Annotated in this window: 19 protein-coding genes and 1 other annotated feature; of the genes, 16 read left to right on the top strand and 3 right to left on the bottom strand. The window is 51.3% G+C overall.

Going from position 1 to position 23,482, the window contains the following annotated elements; all coding sequences use genetic code 11:
* The first annotated feature begins 103 nt into the window (after positions 1-103).
* The 7 genes from hemA to ahbA are packed head-to-tail and all read left to right on the top strand — an operon-like array spanning position 104 to position 7,458.
* Positions 104-1,444 (top strand): glutamyl-tRNA reductase, encoded by a 1,341-nt coding sequence (gene hemA, locus I8U18_RS05350; RefSeq protein WP_033099364.1) that lies wholly within the window; start codon positions 104-106, stop codon positions 1,442-1,444.
* A 14-nt stretch (positions 1,445-1,458) separates the two neighbouring features.
* Positions 1,459-2,274 (top strand): cytochrome c biogenesis protein CcsA, encoded by an 816-nt coding sequence (gene ccsA, locus I8U18_RS05345; RefSeq protein ID WP_052153865.1) that lies wholly within the window; start codon positions 1,459-1,461, stop codon positions 2,272-2,274.
* A 19-nt stretch (positions 2,275-2,293) separates the two neighbouring features.
* The gene (locus I8U18_RS05340) at positions 2,294-2,941 is read left to right on the top strand and encodes a precorrin-2 dehydrogenase/sirohydrochlorin ferrochelatase family protein (RefSeq protein ID WP_198064536.1); all 648 of its coding nucleotides are present in this window, start codon (positions 2,294-2,296) and stop codon (positions 2,939-2,941) included.
* A 14-nt stretch (positions 2,942-2,955) separates the two neighbouring features.
* Positions 2,956-3,873 (top strand): hydroxymethylbilane synthase, encoded by a 918-nt coding sequence (gene hemC, locus I8U18_RS05335; RefSeq protein WP_033099238.1) that lies wholly within the window; start codon positions 2,956-2,958, stop codon positions 3,871-3,873.
* A gap of 4 nt (positions 3,874-3,877) precedes the next feature.
* Positions 3,878-5,392 carry a uroporphyrinogen-III C-methyltransferase gene (cobA, locus tag I8U18_RS05330; protein ID WP_198064535.1) on the top strand — a complete coding sequence of 505 codons (1,515 nt, stop codon included), beginning with the start codon at positions 3,878-3,880 and terminating at the stop codon, positions 5,390-5,392.
* A gap of 28 nt (positions 5,393-5,420) precedes the next feature.
* Positions 5,421-6,398 (top strand): porphobilinogen synthase, encoded by a 978-nt coding sequence (gene hemB / locus I8U18_RS05325; protein ID WP_033099236.1) that lies wholly within the window; start codon positions 5,421-5,423, stop codon positions 6,396-6,398.
* A gap of 1 nt (position 6,399) precedes the next feature.
* Positions 6,400-7,458: a siroheme decarboxylase subunit alpha gene (gene ahbA, locus I8U18_RS05320; protein ID WP_033099235.1), complete on the top strand. Its 1,059-nt coding sequence runs from the start codon at positions 6,400-6,402 to the stop codon at positions 7,456-7,458.
* A 57-nt stretch (positions 7,459-7,515) separates the two neighbouring features.
* Here ahbA and I8U18_RS05315 read toward each other — a convergent pair whose 3' ends face one another.
* Positions 7,516-7,962 carry a hypothetical protein gene (locus tag I8U18_RS05315; protein ID WP_232330886.1) on the bottom strand — a complete coding sequence of 149 codons (447 nt, stop codon included), beginning with the start codon at positions 7,960-7,962 and terminating at the stop codon, positions 7,516-7,518.
* A 232-nt stretch (positions 7,963-8,194) separates the two neighbouring features.
* Between I8U18_RS05315 and hemL the strand changes: the two genes are divergently transcribed.
* From hemL to I8U18_RS05280, 7 genes are all read left to right on the top strand, one after another.
* The gene (hemL, locus tag I8U18_RS05310; RefSeq protein ID WP_033099234.1) at positions 8,195-9,487 is read left to right on the top strand and encodes a glutamate-1-semialdehyde 2,1-aminomutase; all 1,293 of its coding nucleotides are present in this window, start codon (positions 8,195-8,197) and stop codon (positions 9,485-9,487) included.
* Positions 9,488-9,715: 228 nt separating this feature from the next.
* On the top strand, positions 9,716-10,948 hold the full coding sequence (locus tag I8U18_RS18150) for a LysM peptidoglycan-binding domain-containing protein (RefSeq protein ID WP_033099233.1): 1,233 nt from the start codon (positions 9,716-9,718) through the stop codon (positions 10,946-10,948).
* A gap of 15 nt (positions 10,949-10,963) precedes the next feature.
* Positions 10,964-12,046: a phosphotransferase gene (locus tag I8U18_RS05300; RefSeq protein ID WP_198064534.1), complete on the top strand. Its 1,083-nt coding sequence runs from the start codon at positions 10,964-10,966 to the stop codon at positions 12,044-12,046.
* 639 nt (positions 12,047-12,685) lie between these two features.
* Positions 12,686-12,920, top strand: a binding site (T-box leader).
* 45 nt (positions 12,921-12,965) lie between these two features.
* A complete protein-coding gene (locus I8U18_RS05295) occupies positions 12,966-15,620 on the top strand; it encodes a valine--tRNA ligase (protein WP_198059066.1) in 2,655 nt (884 codons plus the stop codon).
* 136 nt (positions 15,621-15,756) lie between these two features.
* Positions 15,757-17,082 carry a bifunctional folylpolyglutamate synthase/dihydrofolate synthase gene (locus I8U18_RS05290; RefSeq protein ID WP_033099229.1) on the top strand — a complete coding sequence of 442 codons (1,326 nt, stop codon included), beginning with the start codon at positions 15,757-15,759 and terminating at the stop codon, positions 17,080-17,082.
* A 42-nt stretch (positions 17,083-17,124) separates the two neighbouring features.
* Positions 17,125-18,507 (top strand): UDP-N-acetylmuramate--L-alanine ligase, encoded by a 1,383-nt coding sequence (gene murC, locus I8U18_RS05285; RefSeq protein WP_033099228.1) that lies wholly within the window; start codon positions 17,125-17,127, stop codon positions 18,505-18,507.
* Between the two features lie 363 nt (positions 18,508-18,870).
* On the top strand, positions 18,871-19,518 hold the full coding sequence (locus I8U18_RS05280; RefSeq protein WP_198064533.1) for an SCO family protein: 648 nt from the start codon (positions 18,871-18,873) through the stop codon (positions 19,516-19,518).
* A 159-nt stretch (positions 19,519-19,677) separates the two neighbouring features.
* Here I8U18_RS05280 and I8U18_RS05275 read toward each other — a convergent pair whose 3' ends face one another.
* Both I8U18_RS05275 and I8U18_RS05270 read right to left on the bottom strand, forming a co-directional pair.
* Positions 19,678-20,910, bottom strand: coding sequence for an ABC transporter permease (locus tag I8U18_RS05275; RefSeq protein ID WP_033099226.1), 1,233 nt, complete (start codon positions 20,908-20,910; stop codon positions 19,678-19,680).
* Positions 20,907-21,635, bottom strand: coding sequence for an ABC transporter ATP-binding protein (locus I8U18_RS05270; RefSeq protein ID WP_198064532.1), 729 nt, complete (start codon positions 21,633-21,635; stop codon positions 20,907-20,909). The genes I8U18_RS05275 and I8U18_RS05270 overlap by 4 nt, the downstream gene beginning before the upstream one ends.
* A gap of 134 nt (positions 21,636-21,769) precedes the next feature.
* On the opposite strand from I8U18_RS05270, the gene I8U18_RS05265 reads away from it, so the two are divergent.
* Together I8U18_RS05265 and I8U18_RS05260 are read left to right on the top strand one after the other, a co-directional pair.
* Positions 21,770-22,801, top strand: coding sequence for a type IV pilus twitching motility protein PilT (locus I8U18_RS05265; protein ID WP_198055030.1), 1,032 nt, complete (start codon positions 21,770-21,772; stop codon positions 22,799-22,801).
* The gene (locus I8U18_RS05260) at positions 22,794-23,462 is read left to right on the top strand and encodes a prepilin peptidase (RefSeq protein ID WP_033099224.1); all 669 of its coding nucleotides are present in this window, start codon (positions 22,794-22,796) and stop codon (positions 23,460-23,462) included. Before I8U18_RS05265 ends, I8U18_RS05260 begins: the two co-directional genes overlap by 8 nt.
* Positions 23,463-23,482: the final 20 nt, after the last annotated feature.

Raw genomic sequence — 23,482 nt, 5'->3', positions numbered from 1 at the left:
GATTTGAAATCTCTGTGATATAATGGATATTGAATTTTATTCACTTTTGCCCGGATTGCCGAGTCAAGAGGAAGGCTGTTCCGGGATTCGAGGTGAAACGAAGTTGCATATTTTAACAGTCGGATTAAACCATAAAACAGCACCAGTTGAACTGCGTGAACGATTTTCTTTTGCTGAAGACCGACTTGAACTTGCCTTGAGAAGTTTACGTGATATGAAAAGCATCATGGAATGCGTGATCGTCAGCACGTGTAACCGCATGGAACTTTATGTGGTCTGTGATCAATTGCATACAGGAGATTATTATACCAAAACCTTTCTGGAAAGCTGGTTTCGCATTCCCCGCCAGGAGTTTGCCGACCATCTTTATGTAAAAGCGAATCAGGAAGCGGTGCGGCATCTCTACCATGTAGTTTGCGGCCTCGATTCTCTTGTGATCGGGGAAACACAAATTTTGGGTCAGGTGAAACACGCCTTTTTGACCGCTCAGTCGACGGGGACGACGGGAACCATCTTCAATATGTTGTTTAAACAAGCGGTGACCTTCGGAAAACGCGTTCACTCGGAGACGGAAATCGGGCAAAATGCCGTGTCTGTCAGTTATGCTGCCGTTGAGCTTGGGAAAAAAATGTTCGATTCCTTTGCCGATAAAACGATTTTGCTCATCGGTGCGGGGGAAATGAGCGAGCTGACGGCGAAGCATTTTTATTCGACCGGGGCGGCGCGCGTCCTGGTGGTGAACCGCACCCTGGACAAAGCAGAGGAGTTGGCTGCCAGGTTTCACGGTGAAGCCCGGGCATGGGATCAATTGCTTTCCGCGCTGGCTGAAGCTGATATCGTGGTCAGCTCAACCGGGTCCCGGGAACCTGTTTTGACAAGGGATATGGTCGCTCCGATTGCTGCTCGGCGGCGCTCTCCGCTGTTCATGATCGATATTGCGGTACCGCGCGACATAGAGCCCTCCATCCATGAATTGGATCAAGTTTTCTTGTATGATATAGACGATTTGCATGGAATTGTGGATTCCAATCTCGCGCTCAGGGAGCAGGAAGCGAAAAAAATCGCCGTCTGGATTGAACAAAAACAAAAAGAATTTGATGAGTGGATGGAAACTTTGGGTGTGGTGCCGCTCATTACGGCGTTGCGCGAAAAGGCGCTGGCGATTCAGGAGGAAGCCGTCCTGCGCATTGAACGGAAGCTGCCGGACCTGACGGAAAAACAGCGCAGAGTGATTCGCAAACACACAAAGAGCATTGTGAATCAGTTGATGCACGAGCCGATCGTCCGTGTCAAGGAACTGGCGACCACACCGAAGAAAGAAGCGGCGCAGGAGATGTTTGTCACCTTGTTCGCTTTGGAAAAACTACTGGATGACAACGGGGACAAGACATCTGAAAAAGTGAAACACCCGGCGTTTACGAGCGGGAAACTGATCCGCACTTAAAGGGGGAGCAGCCCGTGTTCGCCGAACGTTGGTTCTATGATTTCATGATTTATGCCTATGCGCTCAGCTTGCTGTTTGCGCTGGCTGATTTCTTTCATCCAACCAGGAAGTCCGGGTGGATTTCCTATCTGTTTCTGGCGGGCGTTTGGGTGATGCAGACGTTCGTATTTGTAATGGGGCTCGGGCATTATGTTGCCTTGTCAATTCCGCTTGATGCCCTGTTTATCTATTCATGGATTTTGATCGGATTTACGCTTTTGATGCATTTGATCTATCGCATGAACATCTTTTACTTCATCGCCAACTTGATCGGATTTATCGTTTTTGCGATCAATCTGTTCATTCCCCGGCAGGGTTCTGAAGAATTGACGCATCTCCTGCTGAAGGAATTGGTCTTGATCCATGTTGCCATGGCGATGATGGCTTATGCCGCCTTTTCACTGGCGAGTATCGGTTCCGGATTGTACCTGGTCAACAACCACTTGTTGAAGCAGAAAAAATGGAACCTTCTTTTGCGCCAGCTGCCGAGTCTGGGCTGGTTGGAGTGGTTCTCCATCTGGCTGGTGGTCGGAGGAACCGGATTTTTCATTGCCGCGATGGTTTTGGGCGTGATCTACAGTTACCAGGCGATTGGGCACATGTTTTGGACAGACCCGAAAGTTTGGGGATCGTTTTTGGTGACGCTCCTTTATGGCTGGATCTTGTACCGCTGGGGGAGAAAACAGATGATGGGCCGCCGGTTGGCCTGGTGGAATACGCTTGCGATTTTGGCTGTGTTGATCAACTATGTGACCATGCGATCCAGTGACTCGGTTCATCACTGGTTTTAGACAAAGGAGCTAGAATACGATGAAACCGTTATACGCCATGATGGTGGATATAACCGGCCGGCGCTGCCTGGTTGTGGGGGGAGGTTCGGTGGCGGAACGCAAGGCGGCCGCGCTTCTGGAAGCCGGAGCGCTGGTCAAAGTCGTCAGCCCGTCAGCCACCCCCCTCATTCAAAAGTGGGCCCTGCTCGGCAGAGTCGAGTGGAAAAATCGATCGTACGCACCGACGGACGGAATTGGCTGCTTTCTCGTCATCGCCGCTACTGATGACAACCAAACCAATGAGGCGATCTATCGCGATGCCAAGGAGCGGGGGCAGTGGATCAATGTCGTTGATCAGCCTGAACTGTGCAATTTCACCGTTCCCTCCACAGTGAAGCGGGGACCGTTGCAGATCGCCATTTCCACCGGTGGAGCCAGCCCGTCGCTCGCGAAAAAGATCCGCCAGGACCTGGAAAAATCGTTTGGTGAAGAGTACGAACGCTACCTCGGTTTATTGCAGGAGATGAGAGAAAAAGTCCGCGCAGAAGTAAAAGATCCGAGACTTCGGTACAGCTTGATGAAAGAATTGGTGTCGGATGAATGGCTGATCGAGTGCCGGCGTGATCCGGAGGGAGTCAGGGGGAAAATGCTTGGCTTCATTCAGTCTCATTTATCCGTACAAGCCTAGAAAGGAGGGAGAAGATGCGATCACTCATCGTGGGAACAAGAAAGAGCCAGTTGGCAATGACCCAGACTAGCTGGGTTGTCGACCGCTTGAAAGAAGTGAAGCCGGGACTCGAGGTGAGAATGGAGAAAATTGTCACCAAGGGCGATCGGATTCTCAATGTCACGTTGTCCAAAGTGGGCGGCAAAGGATTGTTTGTCAAAGAGATTGAACAAGCATTATTGGACGGGCGCATTGATTTTGCCGTACACAGCATGAAAGATTTGCCGGGTGAGATGCCGGAAGGGCTTGTGATCGGAGCCATTCCCCGTCGTGAAAATCCACGGGATGTGCTGTTGTCGCGCGATGGAAAGATGCTGGCTGAATTGCCGCCCGGCTCCGTGGTGGGGACGAGCAGTCTGCGGCGCCAAGCGCAGATATTGGCCTCCCGCCCTGATTTGAGGGTGGAGCCGGTTCGTGGCAACCTGGATACGCGCATCCGGAAAATGAGGGAAGGACAGTTTGATGCGATCGTACTTGCGGCGGCGGGCCTTTACCGCATGGATTGGCAAAGCGAGATTTGTGAAGAATTGCCGATCAACGTGATGTTACCCGCGGTTGGCCAGGGAGCGCTCGCCATCCAGTGTCGTGAAGATGACCATGAGCTGCTCTCTCTCCTCGCCGGGATCAACCATGAGCAGACGGCGCGGGCAGTCCGGGCGGAAAGGGCTTTTTTGGTCGCCTTTGAAGGAAGTTGCCATATGCCCCTGGCTGCTTACGCCGAAGTCGATGGAGAGGAAGTGCACTTGACCGGTTTGGTGGCGCAACCGGACGGTAAAGAGGTCATCAAGAAAAGCATGCGAGGCAAAGACGAATGGGCGGTTGGCAAACAGCTTGCCAAAGAGATGAGAGAGCTTGGAGCAGGTCAACTGCTGGCACTCAGTGAGAGGAGTTAGTCGGATGACGAAACTTGTTTATTTGGTAGGAGCTGGACCGGGGGATCCCGGATTAATTACAGTAAAAGGATTGGAAGCGATTAAAAAGGCAGACTGCATTGTTTACGACCGTTTAGCGAGCCCTTTGCTGTTAAAGCACGCGAAACCGAAGGCCGAATTGATTTACTGCGGCAAGCTGCCGGACCGGCATACGCTGACCCAGGAGGAGATCAATGACTTACTGGTGGCTAAAGCGAAAGAGGGGAAGGTCGTAACCCGGCTCAAAGGGGGAGATCCTTTCATTTTCGGCCGCGGGGGTGAAGAGGCGGAACGCCTTGTGGAAGAAGGGATTCCGTTTGAAGTCGTACCGGGGATTACCTCGGCAATCGCCGTTCCCGCTTATGCCGGCATTCCCGTCACACACCGTGACTTTAATTCCTCCTTTGCGATCGTCACAGGGCATGAACGGCCGGAAAAAACCGAATCATCCATCCGTTGGAACCACTTGGCTACGGCAGTGGAAACTCTGATCTTTTTGATGGGGGTCGGAAATCTGCCGTTTATTGTCGAACAGCTCATCAAATACGGCCGTTCAAAAGAAACGCCGGTTGCACTTATTCGCTGGGGCACCCGGGTTGAACAGGAAACGCTGACGGGAACCTTGGAGGATATCGTGCAAAAAGTGGAGGAGGCCCGTTTCCGTTCCCCGGCCATTATCGTGGTGGGGGAAGTTGTAAAACTGCGGGAAAAATTGTCGTGGTTTGAAAAGAAACCGCTGTTTGGCAAAAGGGTTCTGGTCACAAGGGCTCGAAGCCAGAGCAGCGTTTTGACGGAGAAAATTCAGGCGCTTGGTGGAGAAGCGGTAGAATTTCCTGTGATCCGCATCACCCGTCCTGAGCGCCAAGACCTGTTGGATGCGGCGTTGCATCAGCTTGAGCGGTTTGACTGGGTGATTTTTACCAGTGCCAATGGAGTGAAGCACTTTTTTAAACGCCTGATCGAATTAAATCTCGATATTCGCCGGATGGCCAAGGCGCGGATTGCGGCGATCGGTCCCAAAACGGCAGAGGTGCTAATCGAAAAAGGATTGCGGGTGGAAGTGTTGCCGGAAGAGTATAAGGCAGAAGCGCTTGTGGAAGCACTCAAACCGATGATCAAGCAGGGAGAAGAGATTCTGCTTCCCCGTGCCGATATCGCCCGCGAAGTTTTGGCTGTTGAATTGGAGAAACTGGGATGCCATGTCACGGAAGTGGATGCATACGATACAAAAATCGGCACCGAAGATGCGGGCGAAGTAGTAGAAATGCTGAAACGGGGCGCTATTCATGTGATTACCTTCACAAGCTCCTCTACGGTTCGCAATTTTGTCAAAGCAGTGAAAACAGTCGAACCGGAGGTTCCCGCTTTGCTCTCCGAGAGCAGGATCGCCTGCATCGGTCCCATCACGGCACAAACCGCTGCCGAACTGGGGCTGAAGGTAGATGTGGTTGCTGATTCATATACGATTGACGGTCTGGTGGAGGCATTAAAAACACTATAGGCCCGGCATGATAAAGGAGGAGTTTTCTATGCAATCATATATCCGACACCGTCGTTTGCGAGCAAGCGAGCAGATCCGCCGCATGGTTCGTGAACATCACGTTCATGTTGAGGATCTGATTTATCCGATTTTCGTGGTGGAAGGGGAAAATATCAAACAAGAAGTTCCTTCGATGCCTGAGGTTTACCATTATTCCCTGGACCGGCTGCATGAGGAGATGGACGAGCTGGTCCGGCTGGGCATTTCTTCTGTCATCATTTTTGGGGTGCCGGCTGAAAAGGATGAACGGGGGAGCTCTGCAGATGATGAACAGGGAATCGTGCAAAAAGCGATTCGCTATATCAAAGAAAAGTATCCTTCCATTTACGTGATCGCCGACACCTGTCTGTGCCAGTACACTTCGCATGGTCATTGCGGTATCGTAGAAAACGGAGTGATCGTCAATGACGCTTCATTGACGCGGCTCGTCTCAACCGCTGTTTCCCAGGCCCGGGCGGGTGCTGATATGATCGCTCCGTCCAACATGATGGACGGTTTTGTTTACGAGATTCGTAAAGGATTGGATGAAGCCGGGTTTTCCCATATTCCAATCATGTCTTATGCCGTCAAGTACGCCTCAAGCTTTTACGGACCTTTCCGGGATGCGGCTCATTCCACACCGCAGTTTGGCGACCGCCGGACCTATCAGATGGACCCGGCCAATGTACGAGAGGCGATGCGGGAAGCGGCCTCTGATGTGGCCGAAGGTGCGGACATGCTGATTGTCAAACCGGGGCTTCCTTATCTCGATGTCATGGTGCGTGTGCGGGAGCGTTTTGACTTGCCAGTTGTCGCTTACAACGTGAGCGGTGAGTATTCCATGGTCAAAGCGGCTGCACTCAATGGCTGGATTGATGAAAAGCAGGTAGTGACCGAATCGATGCTGGCATTCAAACGGGCCGGGGCAGATCTGATTATCACGTACCATGCCAAAGATCTGGCCCGCTGGCTAAAAGGGGGAGAATAAGATGCCCGTCAAAACGATGGATGAACTGGATAAAGAGATCCTGAACCAACTCCAGGAAGGTGTGGAACTGGTTCCTGAGCCGTTTAAAGCAGTGGCCGAAACCTTGGGGACAGACGAAGAAACGGTTTTGTCGCGTGTCCGTGAGTTGAAAAAGGATACCATACGCCAAATTTCCGCCATTTTTGACACCCGTACACTCGGCTACAAGTCCAGCTTGGTTGCTGCAAAAGTACGGGAGGAACACCTGGATGAAGCGGCCCGCATCATTAATCAGCATCCCGGGGTTACCCATAACTATAAGCGAAACCACGAGTATAATCTCTGGTTTACCATTGCTGTACCTCCGAACAGCCGCATCGGTCTCGAAAAAACAGTGGAACTGTTGGGCAAGTTGGCCGGCGTTGAGGTGATTCGCCTGATGCCAACGCTGAAATTGTTCAAGATCGGGGTTCAGCTCGACATGACCGGCAAACAGGATGGAACGAAAGCAAAAGCAAAACCGAGCTATAATGAGGAAGACCGGAAAAAAGCGGATAAAGTGATCACCGATTTTGACATTGCCGTGATTCGCGAATTGCAAAAAGATCTCCCTGTTCAATCACGCCCCTTTGATCTTTACGCACAAAATTTGGGACTTTCAACGGAAGAACTGTTGGACGCGGCTAAAAAAATGCTTGAACGGAAGCAGATGCGCCGCTTCGCCGCCATTCTCAATCATCGCAAGGCCGGGTTTCGCTTTAACGGCATGGGGGTTTGGGCGGTTCCGGAAGACCGTGCCGATGAAATTGGCCCGGTGATGGCTTCCTTTAAAGCCGTCAGCCATTGCTATCTGCGTCCGACTTATCCGGATTGGCCGTATTCGATTTTCACCATGGTGCATGGCCGGACCTTGGAAGAATGCGAAAAAATCTTGCAGGCGATTGAGGACGAAACCGGAATTACCGAACGTGCGACGCTCTATTCGACCAAAGAATACAAAAAGACCCGGCTTCAGTATTTCACACCGGATATGGATGAGTGGGAAGAGCGTGTGATTCGGGAACAAAAAATAGAGGCTTAACCCGGCCTCAACAGATTGGTGTCAGCAGCCCCGCAGCGATTGCACGGGGCTCTTTTTTTACGCTGAAATCTCCACCACGCCCAGAAAAGCTGCACTTCCGGTGGCCTCGATGCGATTGATCTCTCTGGACGTCAGCCTTCGTGGCACGAAAATGAACGAAGACGTCAGATCATTAAAAATGGGCCCGACAAAAGGAACCGATCTTGATCCAAAAAATACTTGTCTTCTGCCCGAGTAGTTTACGTCTTCCCACAGAACTAGGGTTAAGCTGCCCGGATTATTCGGGTTGGACATGCGAAAGCTGGACAGGAGATCGTTAAAGGCAAATGCATTCATATTGCGGACCGCGACTCCGCGCCGCCGGAAGCGGATTCGCCTTCCGGAAAAATTGGCATCTTGAAACAGTTCAAGTGAAAGGCGGGCCTGTTGGATGTTCAAAGGTTTTTTCGGAGAAGCCGGCTTTGCGGTTGGTAATTCGCCGGATGGCTTTTTGCTGATCCTCATTCTTTTTGCTCCTTTTCTATAAAAATGTTTTTCTTTGTTAAAATATGAAATAGAATGATCAATTGTATGGTTCATCATAATACTTGATAGAAAACATTTTCCGGAATCAGCTGATTCCATCCGGTATTTGTTAGAAAAAATTTGCTTCCGTTTCATGTGGAAATCAACAGTATGCGTTAAAATAAGGAATGAATGATTCGGTACATATTTTTGAAGAAGGTTGTGATGGTGGATGCAGAAGCGTTTTGACCGTTCCATCGCCGATTATCGCGAAGCGGTGCAGGTCATCCCCGGTGGGGTGAACAGCCCGGTGCGGGCATTTCGGTCGGTGGAGATGAACCCGATTTTTATAGAGCGTGCGTTCGGTTCCCGCATGGTGGACGTGGACGGCAATGAATATATTGATTACATCGCCTCGTGGGGTCCGTTGATTCTGGGACATGCACATCCCAAAGTGATTCAGGCCATCAAGGATACGGCGGAAAAAGGAACCAGTTTCGGTGCGCCGACCGAATTGGAAACGGCGATGGCCAAACTGGTGACAGAGCGGATGCCCTCTGTCGATATCGTGCGCATGGTAAACTCGGGAACAGAGGCAACGATGAGCGCAATCCGCCTGGCTCGTGCCTATACCGGGCGGAATAAAATTCTCAAATTTGAAGGAAGCTATCATGGTCATTCGGACAGCTTATTGATCAAGGCGGGTTCAGGGGTGGCCACGCTCGGCTTGCCTGACAGTCCCGGCGTGCCGGAAAATACGGCGCAACACACCCTGACTGTTCCCTACAACGATTTAAACAGTGTCAAGCTGGCTTTTGAAAAGTTTGGCGAGGAAGTGGCTGCGGTCATAATGGAACCGGTTGCCGGAAATATGGGGGTTGTTCCTCCTCTCCCCGGCTTTTTGGAAGGAGTGCGGGAGATTACCGAGCAATATGGAGCCCTCCTCATTTTCGACGAAGTGATGACCGGTTTTCGCGTCGATTACCATTCGGCACAAGGAAGATTCAACATCCTGCCTGATCTGACCACGATGGGAAAAGTGATCGGCGGAGGATTACCTGTGGGCGCTTACGGCGGAAAAAGGGAGATCATGGAACAAATCGCTCCGACCGGCCCTGTTTATCAAGCGGGAACGCTTTCCGGCAATCCGCTGGCGATGGCGGCCGGCTATGCCACGTTGACAGAGATGACGCCGGATGCTTATCAGGAACTGGAGCGAAAAGGGCGGATTTTGGAAGAAGGGTTGCGCAAAAATGCAGAAGAAGCGGGAATCCCTGCCCATATCAACCGAGTTGGATCGATGGTCTGCCTCTTTTTCACAGGGGAAAAGGTGGTTAACTACGAAACTGCAAAAACGGCTGATACGAAGCGTTTTGCCGAGTATTTCCGCCATATGGTGGATGAAGGGGTGCTGATCCCCCCGTCCCAGTTTGAAGGGATGTTTATCTCGACGGCCCACACCGAAGAGGATTTGAACCGGACACTGGAAGCGAATCGCAATGCCTTGAAAAAGCTGAAAAAGTAAAGAGAAACTTTGGTTCAACAACCCTGGCGGCAAACAGCTGCCGGGGTCTTCTTTATTTCGGAGTTTGCGGCCGGATGCAGTGGATCTTCTGTTTTTTGATCATCTTGTTCTTTTTTTGGCCCTTTAAAAGTGATAACCTTCGTTCCCATGCATATAGTTAAGTAACGTCCAAAACCTATGACTATCCCGAATAGAAAGGGAACAGCTTTTGTTAAGGAGGGATTTGCCGTGGAAAACCGCTTTACCCAACTTCGCTTTGATATCTCCGAAAAAGTGAGATTGCAACCGCAGCAACCGGGAATGAATACCCTCCTGGAACTGGACCTGTACCCTGATGTCGAGATCAAAGATGAGGGCCAACATTTAAAAATTCAAGGGTATCTGCGTCTTAACGGAATGTATATCCCGCAGCAGGAGGGGGAAGTGGAAGGACCTGATCACACCGGGTTACATACAGAAGCGTTTTTGTACGAAGAGGAACATCGCAGTGAACTCGCCTACGTGATTCCTGTTGAGATCACATTGCCGGCGGATCGGGCTGAACAGGCTCACATCTCGGCGGAGGTCGAATCGTTTGATTATCAAGTTCTGTCCCCGTTTGAATTGCAAATTGAAGCTATCCTCATGATAGACGGTTTGCTGCCGGATCCAAATGAGGAGGCAGAAAAAGCCGGTTCCCATGAGGAGCGCGAGATGGATGACACTGTCCCGGAATTTTCCGGCGCTCCCGTACGGCCGATCAGTATCCAAAGTGAGGAAGAAGGGGATGTGGAGCCTGAACCGGAAGTCGTGTCACGAGCCAGGGAGCAGGACGAAGAAAATACTTCCGGAAAGAGGGTGAACAGGGAACAGGGAGAGGAAGCCGAAGAGGAACCCGAAGCCAAAGTCCTTCCGCATGAAGTTCCCGAAACGGAGGAAAAGCGAGCACAACGGGAACCGGAGCCGGCGGGAAAAGAAAGTGGGAAAAAGAAGACAGCGGAAGAGAAAGAAACAGCTTTCCCGAAGGAGACGGTTGGCCGAAAAGAAACGGTTCCCGAACAAAAAGAAGTTTCAACGGAGGAGAAAACGAAGGAAAAACAACGGACGGAACCGGAACGACAGACAATTTTTGCGCAATCGCCGCGGGAATTTTGGGAAGAGCGGCAAAAGGAAAACCAGTTTGAGGAAGTCTTTGAAACGGAAGTCGAAGAAGAGCTGAATTCAGGCGGGGAAGCGCCGGAAACCGATCAGGAAAACAAAAAGCAGACTGATTGGATTCGCTGGTTGGTCGGCAATAAAGAAGAACAATTTGTCGGCCTGAAGATCGTGATCGTGCAAAGAGATGAGACAATTGACCATGTGGCGGCCCGGTATGATGTGGCTGTGAGCCAATTGATGAAACTGAATCAATTGCAGACGGACCGCCTGGAAGAAGGGCAAATCCTCTATGTGCCCGATTATGCGAAAAAACAAACGACTTAAGGAGGAGGACAGGTGATGAACCGGGCACCGCTTGCAAGAGAAAATGCGTTAGCCGAGGTATTAAGCAAGTATGGATGGGAACCCGCCTATGTTCAATATACCGGACGGGTGTGGAAAGTGGTGATGCCCGAGGGGGAGTATGCTTTAAAAAATTCGCGGGCGCCGCGTGAAAAACTGCTGCTTCTCCATCAAATGCTGGAACAGGTACGGGAAGAGGGATTCCCCCATCTGCTGCCCTGGGTGAAGAACAGGGATAATGAGCCGGTTGTGCGGGTGGGGAACGAAGTTTGGTATGCAACCCCCTGGAAAGATGGAGGAGAAGCCGGACCGCCCTCACCGACAGAAACCGTTCAGGCGTTGGCACAGTTGCACAGCCTGACCGAACCGCTCATCGAACGCTATCCGGAACTGCCGAAGCGGATCAGCCGGGATTTTATCCAAAAATGGAAGGAAAAGAAGAACCAGTTGTCGGAATATCTCGAAACGGTGGAAAAAAGGGAATTTGCTTCTCCGTTTGACCAGTCGTTCCGGAACCTGAAAGAGCGGCTGGACGATACCTTTTCTTTTGCCATTCGCGGCCTGGAGCGGTTTGTGGAGACGGATGACGGCGCTCTGCCCCGCTATGCCCTGTGTCACCGCCGGATGCATGACAGTAACCTGGTTTGGGATGATGAACAGTTTTATTTTATCGATTTTGACCATGCCCAGGTGGAATCGCCGGTACGGGATCTGGCTTTGGCAATCCAGCGCTTTACTTCCGACAGGGATGTGAGCGAAACACCGCATGACCTGCTCCAAGCGTATGAAAATTCCTATTTGTTAAAACCAAAGGAGAAGCGCCTGTTGGCTTTATATTTGTCGTACCCGGAACGGATGATGAAAACACTCAAATTGTATTATGAAACTCCCCGTCTGTCACAAACCGAAGCGCAAACCGTACAGAGACTGGAGGCGGAAGTCAGGCAAATGGAACAGCTCCAGGATCTGGTCAGACAATTGTGGCCGGGGCAAAAGAAGAATGAAGAAAACAAATCGGCAACGGCTGCCGTACCTGTGCGCACCGGCAAAAAGAAAGGAAAAGGAAAACGCAAGTCTTAATCCGGGAACTCCCGGTTTTTTATTTTTTGTAATAGTTTGCGCAATGCTTTTAATGGTAAACTAAGTGCGAGTACCCAGAACAGGACTTCCAACATAAAGACCGCTCCTCACCCGTCAAGTGATCAGAAATGGAATGAACTTGGATTTGCCTGGGATTTTGCCCGGAAGCAGAAGTTGATTATGGAAAAAAGTGTTTCCTTTATGCAAATGTTATGCGCAATAAGTGGCGTTTGCTTGTTTTTTTGGCTTATTTTGAAGAAATACTGGACAGATGTGTACGAAAAGTAGAGAATAAGAATATGCTGAAGGGTAAATATATTGGATACTGACAGGAAGGGGTTTAGTCTCTTGAGTTTGGTTAAAACTGTGGTAAGAAAAGCATACCGGGGAGTAATATTTTTATCATTTCTCAGTATCCTTTTGCTATGCACTGTATTGCTATTGGCGTTTTTGGCTGATCCGGCAGCCATGTATGACTTCATCAAGCATACATTCGGGTTGAAAAATTAACCTCCCTTGGCCGTGCGGGTGCGGTTTCTGACTGGCCTCATCTTTTATTCGGCGACACGTTCGCCGTTTTTTACTTGGGTTTGACTTGGATCAAAAAAACGGTGTAATATAATAAAACAAATCATGCGATTCAAAGCTGTGAAAGGGAAGAGTAGATGGATCTGACCCGTTCAGAGAAAGAAACCCTCCGGCTGAAAGGTTTCTTCGGGAAAACCGTCGAATGTCGCCCTCGAGCTGGCCTTCTGAAGGATTGATCTGTGTAGGAAGGTCCGGAACCGGCCGTTATCCGGTCAAAGTGCACTGTTCAGAGCGAATTTGATCAGTGAACAAAGGTGGTACCGCGAAAATTCCTTTCGTCCTTTGCCGGGCGAAAGGTTTTTTTATTTTACAGAAGAATGGAGGAAATGGTATGAGTGAAACGGTGACCAGTAACTTGCCTTCCGCGTATGATCCGAAACAGACGGAAGCGAAATGGTACGATTACTGGCTGAAGGGAGAGTATTTCAAAGCGGGGAGCGATCAGGGGAAAAAACCCTTTACCATTGTGATTCCCCCGCCAAATGTGACGGGAAACCTGCACATCGGCCATGCGCTCAACAACACTCTCCAGGATATCTTGATCCGTTTTAAGCGCATGCAGGGATTTGATGCCTTGTGGCTGCCGGGCATGGATCATGCCGGAATCGCCACCCAGGCGCGGGTTGAAGCGAAACTGCGCGAACAAGGAATCAGTCGTCACGATTTGGGGCGGGAAAAATTTTTGGATGTGGTTTGGAAATGGAAAGAAGAGTATGCGGACAATATCGCCCGCCAATGGAGAAAAATGGGGATCTCCGTCGATTACAGCCGGGAACGGTTCACGCTTGACGAGGGATTGTCCGTGGCGGTTAAGGAAGTGTTTGTCCGCCTGTATGAAAAGGGCCTGATCTACCGGGGCAAGTACATCATCAACTGGGATCCGGTCGCACGCACGGCTTTGTCGGATATTGAGGTGATCTACAAAGAAGTCAAAGGTGCTTTGTATCATCTCAAATATCCGCTGAAGGACGGTTCCGGCTATATCCGCGTGGCGACCACCCGCCCGGAAACAATGCTCGGTGATACGGCGGTCGCAGTTCACCCCGAGGATGAACGCTATCAACACCTTATCGGAAAAACCGTCCTGCTTCCGATCACCGGCCGCGAAATTCCGATTATCGCCGACGAATATGTTGATCCGGAATTCGGCAGCGGGGCAGTAAAAATTACGCCGGCCCATGACCCGAATGACTTTGAAGTAGGAAACCGGCACAAACTTCCGCAAATTCTCGTCATGGATGAAACAGGCAAAATGAATGAGCTGGCAGGAAAATATCAAGGGATGGACCGCTTTGACTGCCGCAAGCAAATTGTCGAAGATCTCAAACAGTCCGGCCATCTGATCGAGATTGAAGAACATGTGCACTCGGTCGGCCACAGCGAGCGTTCGGGAGCCGTAGTCGAGCCTTACCTCTCGACGCAATGGTTTGTGGCGATGAAGCCGCTTGCCAAACGGGCGATTGAAGTGCAAAAAAGCGGCCGGGGGGTTCGCTTTGTACCGGAGCGTTTTGAAAAAATTTACCTGCACTGGATCGAAAATGTACGCGACTGGTGCATTTCCCGGCAATTGTGGTGGGGACATCGCATTCCGGCCTGGTATTGCGATTCCTGCGGCGAAATGACCGTCGCCCGGGATGAGCCAAAAGCATGTCCCAAGTGCCAGGGCACGAGCCTGAGACAGGATGAGGATGTGCTCGACACCTGGTTCAGCTCCGCCCTGTGGCCGTTTTCCACGCTGGGTTGGCCGCAGGAAACAGAGGATTTGAAACGGTATTACCCGACGGATGTGCTGGTGACCGGGTATGATATTATCTATTTCTGGGTTGCGCGCATGATCTTTTCAGCGTTGGAGTTTACGAACCGGATTCCGTTCCGCGATGTGCTGATAACCGGTTTGGTCCGGGATGCTGAAGGTCGCAAAATGTCCAAATCGCTGGGCAACGGCGTTGATCCGATGGATGTAATTGAAAAGTACGGCGCCGATGCGATGCGCTACATGCTCTCCACCGGCTGCACCCCGGGAAATGATCAACGCTTCCGCTGGGAGCGCGTGGAAGCGGCACGTAACTTTGCCAATAAAATTTGGAACGCGTCTCGCTTTGCGCTGATGCATCTGGAAGGAATCAAAGCGGAGGACTTAAAGCTGACGGGTCCTTTCTCCACTGCCGATCAATGGATCATGCACCGCTTGAACGAAACGATCGCTGAAGTGACGCGTTTGTTGGATCGTTACGATTTTGGTGAGGCGGGCCGCGCCCTGTATAATTTCATTTGGGATGAATTCTGCGATTGGTATATTGAATTTGCCAAACTTCCGCTTTACGGAGAGGATGAGGAGGCAAAACGGGTTACCCGTTCGGTGCTGGTTTATGTGCTTGATCAGGCGCTCCGTCTGCTTCATCCGATGATGCCGTTTATTACGGAAGAGATCTGGCAGCATCTGCCGGTCAAAGGTGAAAGCATTACTGTGGCCGATTGGCCGAAAGCGGATGATTCTTATGCCAATGCTGAAGCGGTGAAGGAGATGCAGGTGCTGATCGAAGCGATCCGGGCTGTGCGCAATATTCGCGCGGAGATGGAAGTGGCGCCCAAACACCAAGTGGAGCTGCTGGTGCGCCCCGATGCTGATGTGATGCCCGCTTTTGAACGGAATGAAGCTGCGATCAAGCGCTTGTGCGGAGTAAGCCATTTGACGGTCGATCCGGCTTTGCCCCGACCGGAAAAAACGATGACGGCCGTGATTACCGGTGCGGAATTGTTCCTGCCGCTGGCCGGCTTGGTTGATGTCGGGCAAACCATCGAACGCTTGAATGCCGAGCTGAAGAAATTGAATGCTGAAGTGGAACGGGTGGAGAAAAAATTGGCAAACCCCGGCTTCGTCAATAAAGCGCCGGCTCATGTGGTGGAAGGTGAGCGTAAAAAAGGCGAAGAATACAGGGAAAAACGTGAAAAGGTATTGGCCAGGTTAAGGGAACTCCAAGGATGAGATTCGGCGGGGCAGGCGTTTTCCTGCCCTCGCTTCCTTTGTTTGTTGACGGCAGCCTGATTAATAGGCAAAATGGACACAGTGAGCAGTTTTCTTACATAATCCATCAAAAACCAAAACGAAAGGGGAGAAAAACATGCAGGTAAATGAGGGATTTGTCACAGCAGCCGATGTCTTTGCCTGGATGGACCAACATTGCACCCAGGCGATCCAACCGGGACTCGGGCGGATGGAATGGATGCTCGAACGGCTCGGATCACCGGAAAAACGCTGCAAATTCATTCACATTGCTGGAACGAACGGCAAAGGCTCCGTCGCAGCGATGGTCGATTCGGTTCTGCGGGAAGCAGGTTATCCGGTCGGATTATTTATCTCCCCCTATGTCACATCGTGGAATGAACGGATCCAGTTTAACGGAGAACCGATCCCGGAAGCTTCCTTTGTCCATTGGGCCAACCAACTGAAACCACTTGTTGAAGAAATGGGCAAAACGGGACCCGGTGCGCCATCCCCTTTTGAATTCTGGACTGTGCTGGCGATTTGTTTCTTTGCCAAAGAGGCGTTTCCGTGGTTTATCGTGTGGGAAACCGGACTCGGCGGCCGCCTTGATTCGACCAATGTCGTTTATCCATTGGTTTCCGTCATCACGCGAATCGGAATGGATCACAAGGAATGGCTGGGTGACACTTTGACCGCAATCGCACGGGAAAAAGCAGGAATCATCAAACCGGGGGTTCCCGTCGTCTGCAGTCCTCAGGTTGAAGAAGCTCTCGCCGTGATCCGGGAAGAGGCGAAACGGAAAAAAAGCCGCCTGTATGAATGGGGGCCAGATTACCGGGTGATCCCGGGAAAATGGAGCTCAAGCGAACAATCCTTTGATTTTCAAGGGATTTACCGGACACTTTCCAACTTGTCCATCCCTCTGCTCGGAGAGCATCAGCTTTATAACGCCGCGACGGCATTAATGACGCTGGAAGTGCTCAGACAGGCTTATGCGACGGTGATCGATCCCGAGCATTTTGTGACCGGGTTGCAACGTGTCCGCTGGCCGGGCCGGTTTGAAAAAGTGGCCGATTCGCCCGCTGTCATTCTCGACGGTGCGCATAACCTGGACGGAGTCAAAGCACTGGTGCAGGCGGTAAAAAGACACGAACCTGGCAACGGCCGTTTGTTTTTGCTCCTGGCGATGATGAAGGACAAGCAAGTAACTGAAATGTTGGAAGTTTTGGCAGAGGAAGCAGATGTGGTGGTCGCAACGGAGGTAAAGGGACAGGCGCGGTCGCTCGCTGCCGGTGAATTGGCCGGGCTGCTCAAGAAAGTGAAGCCGGAGCTGACTGTTCATGCAGAGGATGACGCGCTGGCCGGGTTGCGCCTTGTGAAAGAGCAGATGAATGAAAATGATGTTTGTGTGATCACGGGATCGCTCTTTTTGGTCTCCCAATTGCGTCCTCTTCTGAACTGAAATGACACTGAATAAAGATCTAAATAAAGGTTGGTGGTTGACGTGGAAAAAAAGCAGAAGGTGCACTTTGTGGGAATCGGCGGCTATGGCATGAGTGCGATTGCCAGGGTGTTGCTCGATTTGGGATATGAAGTATCCGGTTCGGATGTGGCTGAAAATGCGTTGGTGCAAAAATTGATCGAACGGGGAGCGCGGGTGACGATCGGTCATCATGAGGATTTGGTTGAGGGGGCAGACCTCGTCGTCTATTCATCGAGTATTTCGGAAGATAATGTAGAGCGCATCGCAGCCAAAAAGCGGGGAATTGAAGTGATTCACCGCTCGCAGATGCTGGCGCGCCTTCTGAATGATAAAAAGGGGATCGCGGTTGCGGGGGCTCACGGAAAAACGACCACTTCCTCCATGATCGCCCAAACGTTGGAACTGCTCCAAGTGGACCCGACCTATATCATCGGCGGGGAAATCGTCAGTTTAAAAGGAAATGCCAAGGCGGGGAGAAGCGATTACGTGGTGGCGGAAGCGGATGAAAGCGACGGCTCGTTTCTGGAATATTATCCGCATCTGGCGATCGTCACCAATATCGAACCCGATCATTTGGAAAACTACGGCGGGGATTTTGCCAATCTGAAAAAGGCATACCGCTCGTTTTTAAAGCAAGTCCGTCCGGAAGGCGCGGCGATTTTGTGCTATGATGATCCCCATCTCAGGGAAATGGCGGAAGATGTGGGAGGCCGTTTGCTCAGCTATGCCATCGATCATCCGGCCGACTTCACCGCGCGAAATATTCGGGAAAACTTGCGGGAGATCAGTTTTACGGTAGTCAAAGGGGAAGAAGAGTTAGGGGAAGTCACCTTGCGCATCCCGGGGCGCCACAATGTTTCCAATGCATTGGCCGCCATTATCGCCTGCCTGGAAGCCGGCTGTGAGTTTTCTTCAATTGCTAAAGCGCTTTACCAATTTCAAGGGGCAAAAAGACGTTTCCAAGTAATCGGTGAAGTGGACGATATTTTGGTTGTCGACGATTATGCGCACCATCCGACCGAAATCGAGGCGACATTAAAAGGGGTAAAAGCGCTGGGCCGCCGTGTGATCGCCGTTTTCCAGCCGCAGCGTTACTCCCGGACTCACCTCTTGTTCAATGAGTTCAGCCGTGCCTTTGCTCATGCCGATGAAGTGATCATTAACACCATTTATGCTCCTCCGGGGGAAAAACCGATCCCGGGTGTTTCGGCAGAGAGATTGGCGGCGCTGATTAAACAAAACAGCAATCCCAATACACAGTTTATCGCTACCAAAGAAGAGGTTGTTTCATATCTGCTGCAGCATGCGAAACCCGGAGACCTGGTGATGACGATGGGGGCCGGTGACATTTGGCGTGTTTCGCATGCACTTGTACCGGAACTTGAAAAGCAAAGCGTAAAATAGGGATGAACTTATCGATATTTTATTTCTTTACGGGCGAGAAAACCTCTGGCTTCAGCTGGGGATGGGAGTGAGCGTCAGGCAGGAGGGGTTTTCACCCCTCTCGCAAGCCTGACCATCTCTTGCCCTCACTTTTGCCGCCGATTTCTTGACTTGACTGTTTCGTTAACCGATGAGCAGGCATTTTCATTTCCGGAAAAGTGCGAAGTCTCATGAAGTGGAAAGGCGGGATTTTTCTGCCGCCACCGGTCGAAATACATCGGGGGAAAAGCTTGGTTTAACCCCTTTGTGAACTGAATGGCTGTCCCTTTTATGCGAACTCAAGATTTAGATTTATTAGTGAATTTACGGCTGGAGGCGATTTGGATGGAGAAATGGAAACGGGTTGGCTTTGCGCTCATCGTTTTTCTTGTGCTCACCGTAACCGGTTGCTCGGAAGCTGCTCAGGAACAGCCGGAACCGGAAACATCGGCGCAGGCCTCATCGTCAAATGACGTGTCCGCACTCCATTGGCAAGTTCATGACTTTTCCTTTACTGACCAATCGGGCAAACCATTTGGCTTAAAGGATTTAAAAGGCAAAATCTGGTTGGCTGATTTTGTTTTTACCAACTGCCCCAATGTTTGTCCGCCGATGACAGCCAATATGGCCAAAGTGCAAGACGCGTTTAAAAAGGCCGGCGTTCCGATCGAACTGGTTTCATTCAGTGTCGATCCTGAGCATGATCAGCCAAAAGTGTTGCAAACGTATGCCGAAAAATATGATGCGGATTTAAGCCATTGGCATTTTTTGACCGGCTATTCATTCAGTCAGATCGCGAAAATGGCCAAGGATACATTTAAGGGACCGGTAGCCCGGCAAAAAGGACCTTCGCCGGATATGCCGGTTTTGGTCACCCATCCGACCCAATTTTACCTGATTGATGAATCCGGCACGGTCGTAAGGTATTATAATGGATTGCAGCCTGATCTGCAGCAAATGATCAAGGATGTACAAGCTTTGACAAAGAAATAGGCCGCCGCCGAGAACGCCCCTTTGCCTGTCGCTTGACCGCGGCAGTTTTTTTGTATGAAGCGCACCGCGGCCCGGAATGTGGGAGGGTAGGGAGTTACACAGCCCTCCCTGGCTCATTTCGGCATTCATTTCCGGGACGGTCCCAAAAGAAAAGAATGTTTATTTTTGCGGCGGCACACTCCGTTTTTTCAGCCCGGCCATGATCATTGACAGAATCAGGCCATAAGCGAGAAACAAAAGGGTTCCGGCGAACGAAAGCCAATGGAAACCGGCAATCACCATGGTTAAAATCAGCGCTTGCATCCCCGAAAGAACGGTGCCGATTCGTGCCAGACTGTTCTTAAAAGCAGCCTTCGGTAAGGGATACAGTTTCAGTGCAGCCGGATAGCTGTTTGCATCTATCAGCGCAGGCAATTGGGAAAAAAGCATCAGGCTCGCTGCCAGGTAGATGCCGAAGATCACCCAGGGATTGGGGAAGAGCGCCATCATGATGATCGCCCAGAGAAGCAGCCGGAAAAAGACAGCGTACAATTCGCTTTTGCGGAAGAAATGACGCCAGTAGAGATAGAGAAGCGGGTTTTTCCGATAATTGGTGAAACGGTCTGCTATCCGCACCCAGATATGGCGGCGCCTGATCGGTTGCTGGACAGCAGGAAGGTCCACAAACCAGCCGGCCCAATGATAATATCTCGCCAATAAACGCTGTTCCTGTTTTTTCAGTTCATCCCAAGGTAAAGGAAACGCTGGGGTGACGGCCACCTGTCCGAGCCAGACCCCGGCCATGATGCAGAAAAGAACAAGCAGCCCGACCCACTGGCGATCCATGGACGCTTCAGTCCATAAAAAATTGAGAAGAAAGCGCAGAAAGGCGATTCCCCTGATTTTACGGCGGCTCCATTTGCACAAAAGGCGCATGCTTTGCCATTCGATGAGCACATTGAGGATTTGTGCTAGGCTCAGCAAAGCAAAAAGGAGCCAGAGCGGTGAGCGATCTTCTGGTGCTCCCGCCGCCAGAAGCGGAGAGAGGAGCAGTAGGGCAAGTGCCAGATGAATGATGTGAACAAGCGAACTGTAGCATAAGCTGGCGCGAAAGTATCCGTTCATCTTTGTTTCTGCCGGAAGCAAAAAAACGGGATCGGCCGGTTTGATCCAAGTGCGGATGCGGCTGGATGTCAAGAGCAGGGAAAGAACCAGTCCGGTGAGCAAACCGGCGGGAAAGGAGGAGGGCATCCATTCCAAAAAACGCTTGTACCCGAAATACAACCCGATGAGGACGACTCCGGCAAACAAGGGGGTTCCTCCTCCCCCTGCCACGAGCCGGATGATGCCGATCGCTTTCAGCCATGACTGCTGCATGCGCTGATAAAACAGTGCTGTGCTGTCCAGATTCATGTGCGTTCTGCCACCTCTATAAACAGATCTGCCAGTGAGGCAGATGGTCTCTGTGTTTGTTTCTGCCATTCGGCAAGGGTTCCGGTAAAGTGAATGCGTCCGTGATGAAGGATGACAAAACGGTCGCATGTTTTTTCTGCGGTCTCCAAAATGTGAGTCGACATCAAGATGCCCATCCCTTCCTTCCTCCCTTGCCTCAAAAGATCGAGCAAGGCATGAATTGCCAATGGGTCGAGACCGATAAACGGCTCATCGACGATCAGATATCGCGGATGGATGAGAAAAGCGCTGAGCAGCATGATTTTTTGCTGCATCCCTTTGGAAAATGTGTTCGGAAACCAGTTTTTCGCTTTCTGCATGCGAAAACGTTCCAGCAATTCTTCAGCGCGTTCCTTGAACAAAGCCCGGTCAAGCTGATAAACCTTCGCCGTCAGTTCCAGGTGCTCCCATAATGTGAGTTCATCGTAAAACTGCGGAGTTTCAGGAATCCAGGCGATTTTCGAGCGGAAAGAGACCGGGTCCTCGTTTAATGTCTTCCGGTCCAAGGTCACTTTTCCCGACACAGGGGTGAGCAAACCCAAAATATGCTTGATCGTCGTACTTTTGCCGGCACCGTTTAAACCGATCAACCCGACAATTTCTCCGGGGGAAACAGAAAAGCTTAGATCGTGAATCACGGGAAAGGATTTGGCGTAGCCTCCGGTTAAATTTTGAATGGATAGCATGTTGAACTCCTTTGTGATCTTTTTACTTGTACTTTACTGTTGTCTTCAGGCGGAATCAAACTATTTTTTGTCCGGCTTTTCATACAGGGAAATTTATCATAAAATAGTGAAAAATGGGAGAAGAGGGGATTGCTTTGTTTATTGCGGAATGGGTTCAACTGGGAATCGACCTGGCTGCATCCGATCTGCACTTTGCCGCCGGGGAGCGGCCTCGCGCCAAAATAAACGGCAGTTGGGAATGGTTGAGCGACAGGGAATGTCCCCCCGACCAACTGTACGCTTTTGTGCAGGCAACTGCAAATCTGCCCGGGCCGGAATCGTTGGCGGAACATAAGGAATATGACTTTTCCTTTTCCGTCGGAGCCGTCCGGGTGCGCGCCCATTTTTACCAGCAGAGGGGAACGGCGGCATTGGCGCTGCGCCTTTTGCCCGAGAGGATACCGGTACCCGAAGAATTGGGACTTCCCCCTGTTCTGACAGAGCTGATTCATAAAAAGAGGGGGCTTTTGCTGGTTACCGGGCCGACCGGAAGCGGAAAGTCAACGACGATCGCTTCGCTCGTACAGTATCTGAATCAGGAGGAATCGCTCCATATCGTCACCCTGGAGGATCCGATCGAATTTGAGCATCATTCCCTGCGGTCGCTTGTCGTGCAACGGGAGATTGGAGTGGATGTACATACTTTTTCCAGCGGGATGGTTTCTTCCCTGCGGCAAAACCCCGATTTGATCGTCATTGGGGAAATGCGGGAGCGCATGGCGATGGAAGCGGCCCTCCACGCAGCGGAAGCGGGCAGTATGGTGTTTGCTTCCCTCCATGCCGCCGATGCGATTGGTGCCGTGCATCGCCTGGTGAACAGCTTTTCACCGGAGCGTCATTCTCTGATTCGGGCGCAGCTGTCGGCCTGTTTGCTGGCCATTCTCGCCCAGCGGTTAATTCCGGGCCGTGGCTGGCGCGACCATGTGGTTGCCTGTGAACTGTTAATCAATAACCGGGCAGTTGCCCATCTGCTGCGCTCCGGGCAGGAGCACCAGCTTGATTCCGTCATGCAGTCGGGACAAGCCTGTGGAATGCAGACGATGGAGATGGCTTTGACCCACTTGGTGCAAAAGGGATTGACTGAAGCGGAGTGGGTGTTAAACGTGGGACAGATCCCCCATGTTTGATTGGAAAATCGGCGCGATGCTTGTGGTCAGCGCACTCATTTCCATGATTCTCCCTCCGTTGGCCAGCTGGTCGATCAGGCGGAAGCGCGAAGGAGGAACCCTTTTTCGCTATTCCAAAACGGTATGGGGTCTGCAAGCAGGTTTTAGTCTCTTTTTTACGTGGCTGGTGGGAATGCGTGAGGGAACGTCAGCGGAGGGATGGGTCAGCTTGGTGCTGATGTGGTTGTTGATCCTGCTTTCCCTGACCGATTTGCAAGCGATGGTGCTCCCCAATTTGTTCACTTACAGCGGAACCGTTCTCTTTGCCGCGGTTCGGATTTGGGTGCATCCCATGCCCTATGGCAACTATCTTTGTGCCTCAGCTCTCGCCTATCTCTGTTGCCTGATCATCAGCAAATGCACTGGCGGGATGGGGATGGGTGATGCCAAATTGCTGGCGATGTCGGGCTGGGTTGTCGGGTGGCCTGAGATTTTTCTCGCTTTTTGGCTCGCGACGTGGAGCGCGCTTTTTTGCGCCGTTTGCCATGCGCTGCTCTTCAAGCGGAGGAGTTGGGGTGATCCGCTGCCGTTTGCTCCCCACCTGGCCATCGGTGTCATCATTGCCCTGTTGTGGGGCGACGGCTGGATCCATTTTTTGCTCTCCTTCAGGATACTAGAATAGTAGAGCGCACATGAACGGGA

It is taken from the genome of Thermoactinomyces sp. CICC 10522 (genome assembly GCF_016055075.1).
Classification (GTDB): domain Bacteria; phylum Bacillota; class Bacilli; order Thermoactinomycetales; family Thermoactinomycetaceae; genus Thermoactinomyces_A; species Thermoactinomyces_A daqus.
This window is presented reverse-complemented; position numbering and strand designations above follow the sequence as displayed.

What these genes read in the sequence shown, in the direction of transcription:
- I8U18_RS05340 (WP_198064536.1), top strand. Translation starts at nt 2,294, where the DNA reads ATGAAACCGTTATACGCCATGATGGTGGATATAACCGGCCGGCGCTGC.
- hemC (WP_033099238.1), top strand. Translation starts at nt 2,956, where the DNA reads ATGCGATCACTCATCGTGGGAACAAGAAAGAGCCAGTTGGCAATGACC.
- cobA (WP_198064535.1), top strand. Translation starts at nt 3,878, where the DNA reads ATGACGAAACTTGTTTATTTGGTAGGAGCTGGACCGGGGGATCCCGGA.
- hemB (WP_033099236.1), top strand. Translation starts at nt 5,421, where the DNA reads ATGCAATCATATATCCGACACCGTCGTTTGCGAGCAAGCGAGCAGATC.
- ahbA (WP_033099235.1), top strand. Translation starts at nt 6,400, where the DNA reads ATGCCCGTCAAAACGATGGATGAACTGGATAAAGAGATCCTGAACCAA.
- I8U18_RS05315 (WP_232330886.1), bottom strand. Translation starts at nt 7,962, where the DNA reads ATGAGGATCAGCAAAAAGCCATCCGGCGAATTACCAACCGCAAAGCCG.
- hemL (WP_033099234.1), top strand. Translation starts at nt 8,195, where the DNA reads ATGCAGAAGCGTTTTGACCGTTCCATCGCCGATTATCGCGAAGCGGTG.
- I8U18_RS05300 (WP_198064534.1), top strand. Translation starts at nt 10,964, where the DNA reads ATGAACCGGGCACCGCTTGCAAGAGAAAATGCGTTAGCCGAGGTATTA.
- I8U18_RS05295 (WP_198059066.1), top strand. Translation starts at nt 12,966, where the DNA reads ATGAGTGAAACGGTGACCAGTAACTTGCCTTCCGCGTATGATCCGAAA.
- I8U18_RS05290 (WP_033099229.1), top strand. Translation starts at nt 15,757, where the DNA reads ATGCAGGTAAATGAGGGATTTGTCACAGCAGCCGATGTCTTTGCCTGG.
- I8U18_RS05280 (WP_198064533.1), top strand. Translation starts at nt 18,871, where the DNA reads ATGGAGAAATGGAAACGGGTTGGCTTTGCGCTCATCGTTTTTCTTGTG.
- I8U18_RS05275 (WP_033099226.1), bottom strand. Translation starts at nt 20,910, where the DNA reads ATGAATCTGGACAGCACAGCACTGTTTTATCAGCGCATGCAGCAGTCA.
- I8U18_RS05270 (WP_198064532.1), bottom strand. Translation starts at nt 21,635, where the DNA reads ATGCTATCCATTCAAAATTTAACCGGAGGCTACGCCAAATCCTTTCCC.
- I8U18_RS05260 (WP_033099224.1), top strand. Translation starts at nt 22,794, where the DNA reads ATGTTTGATTGGAAAATCGGCGCGATGCTTGTGGTCAGCGCACTCATT.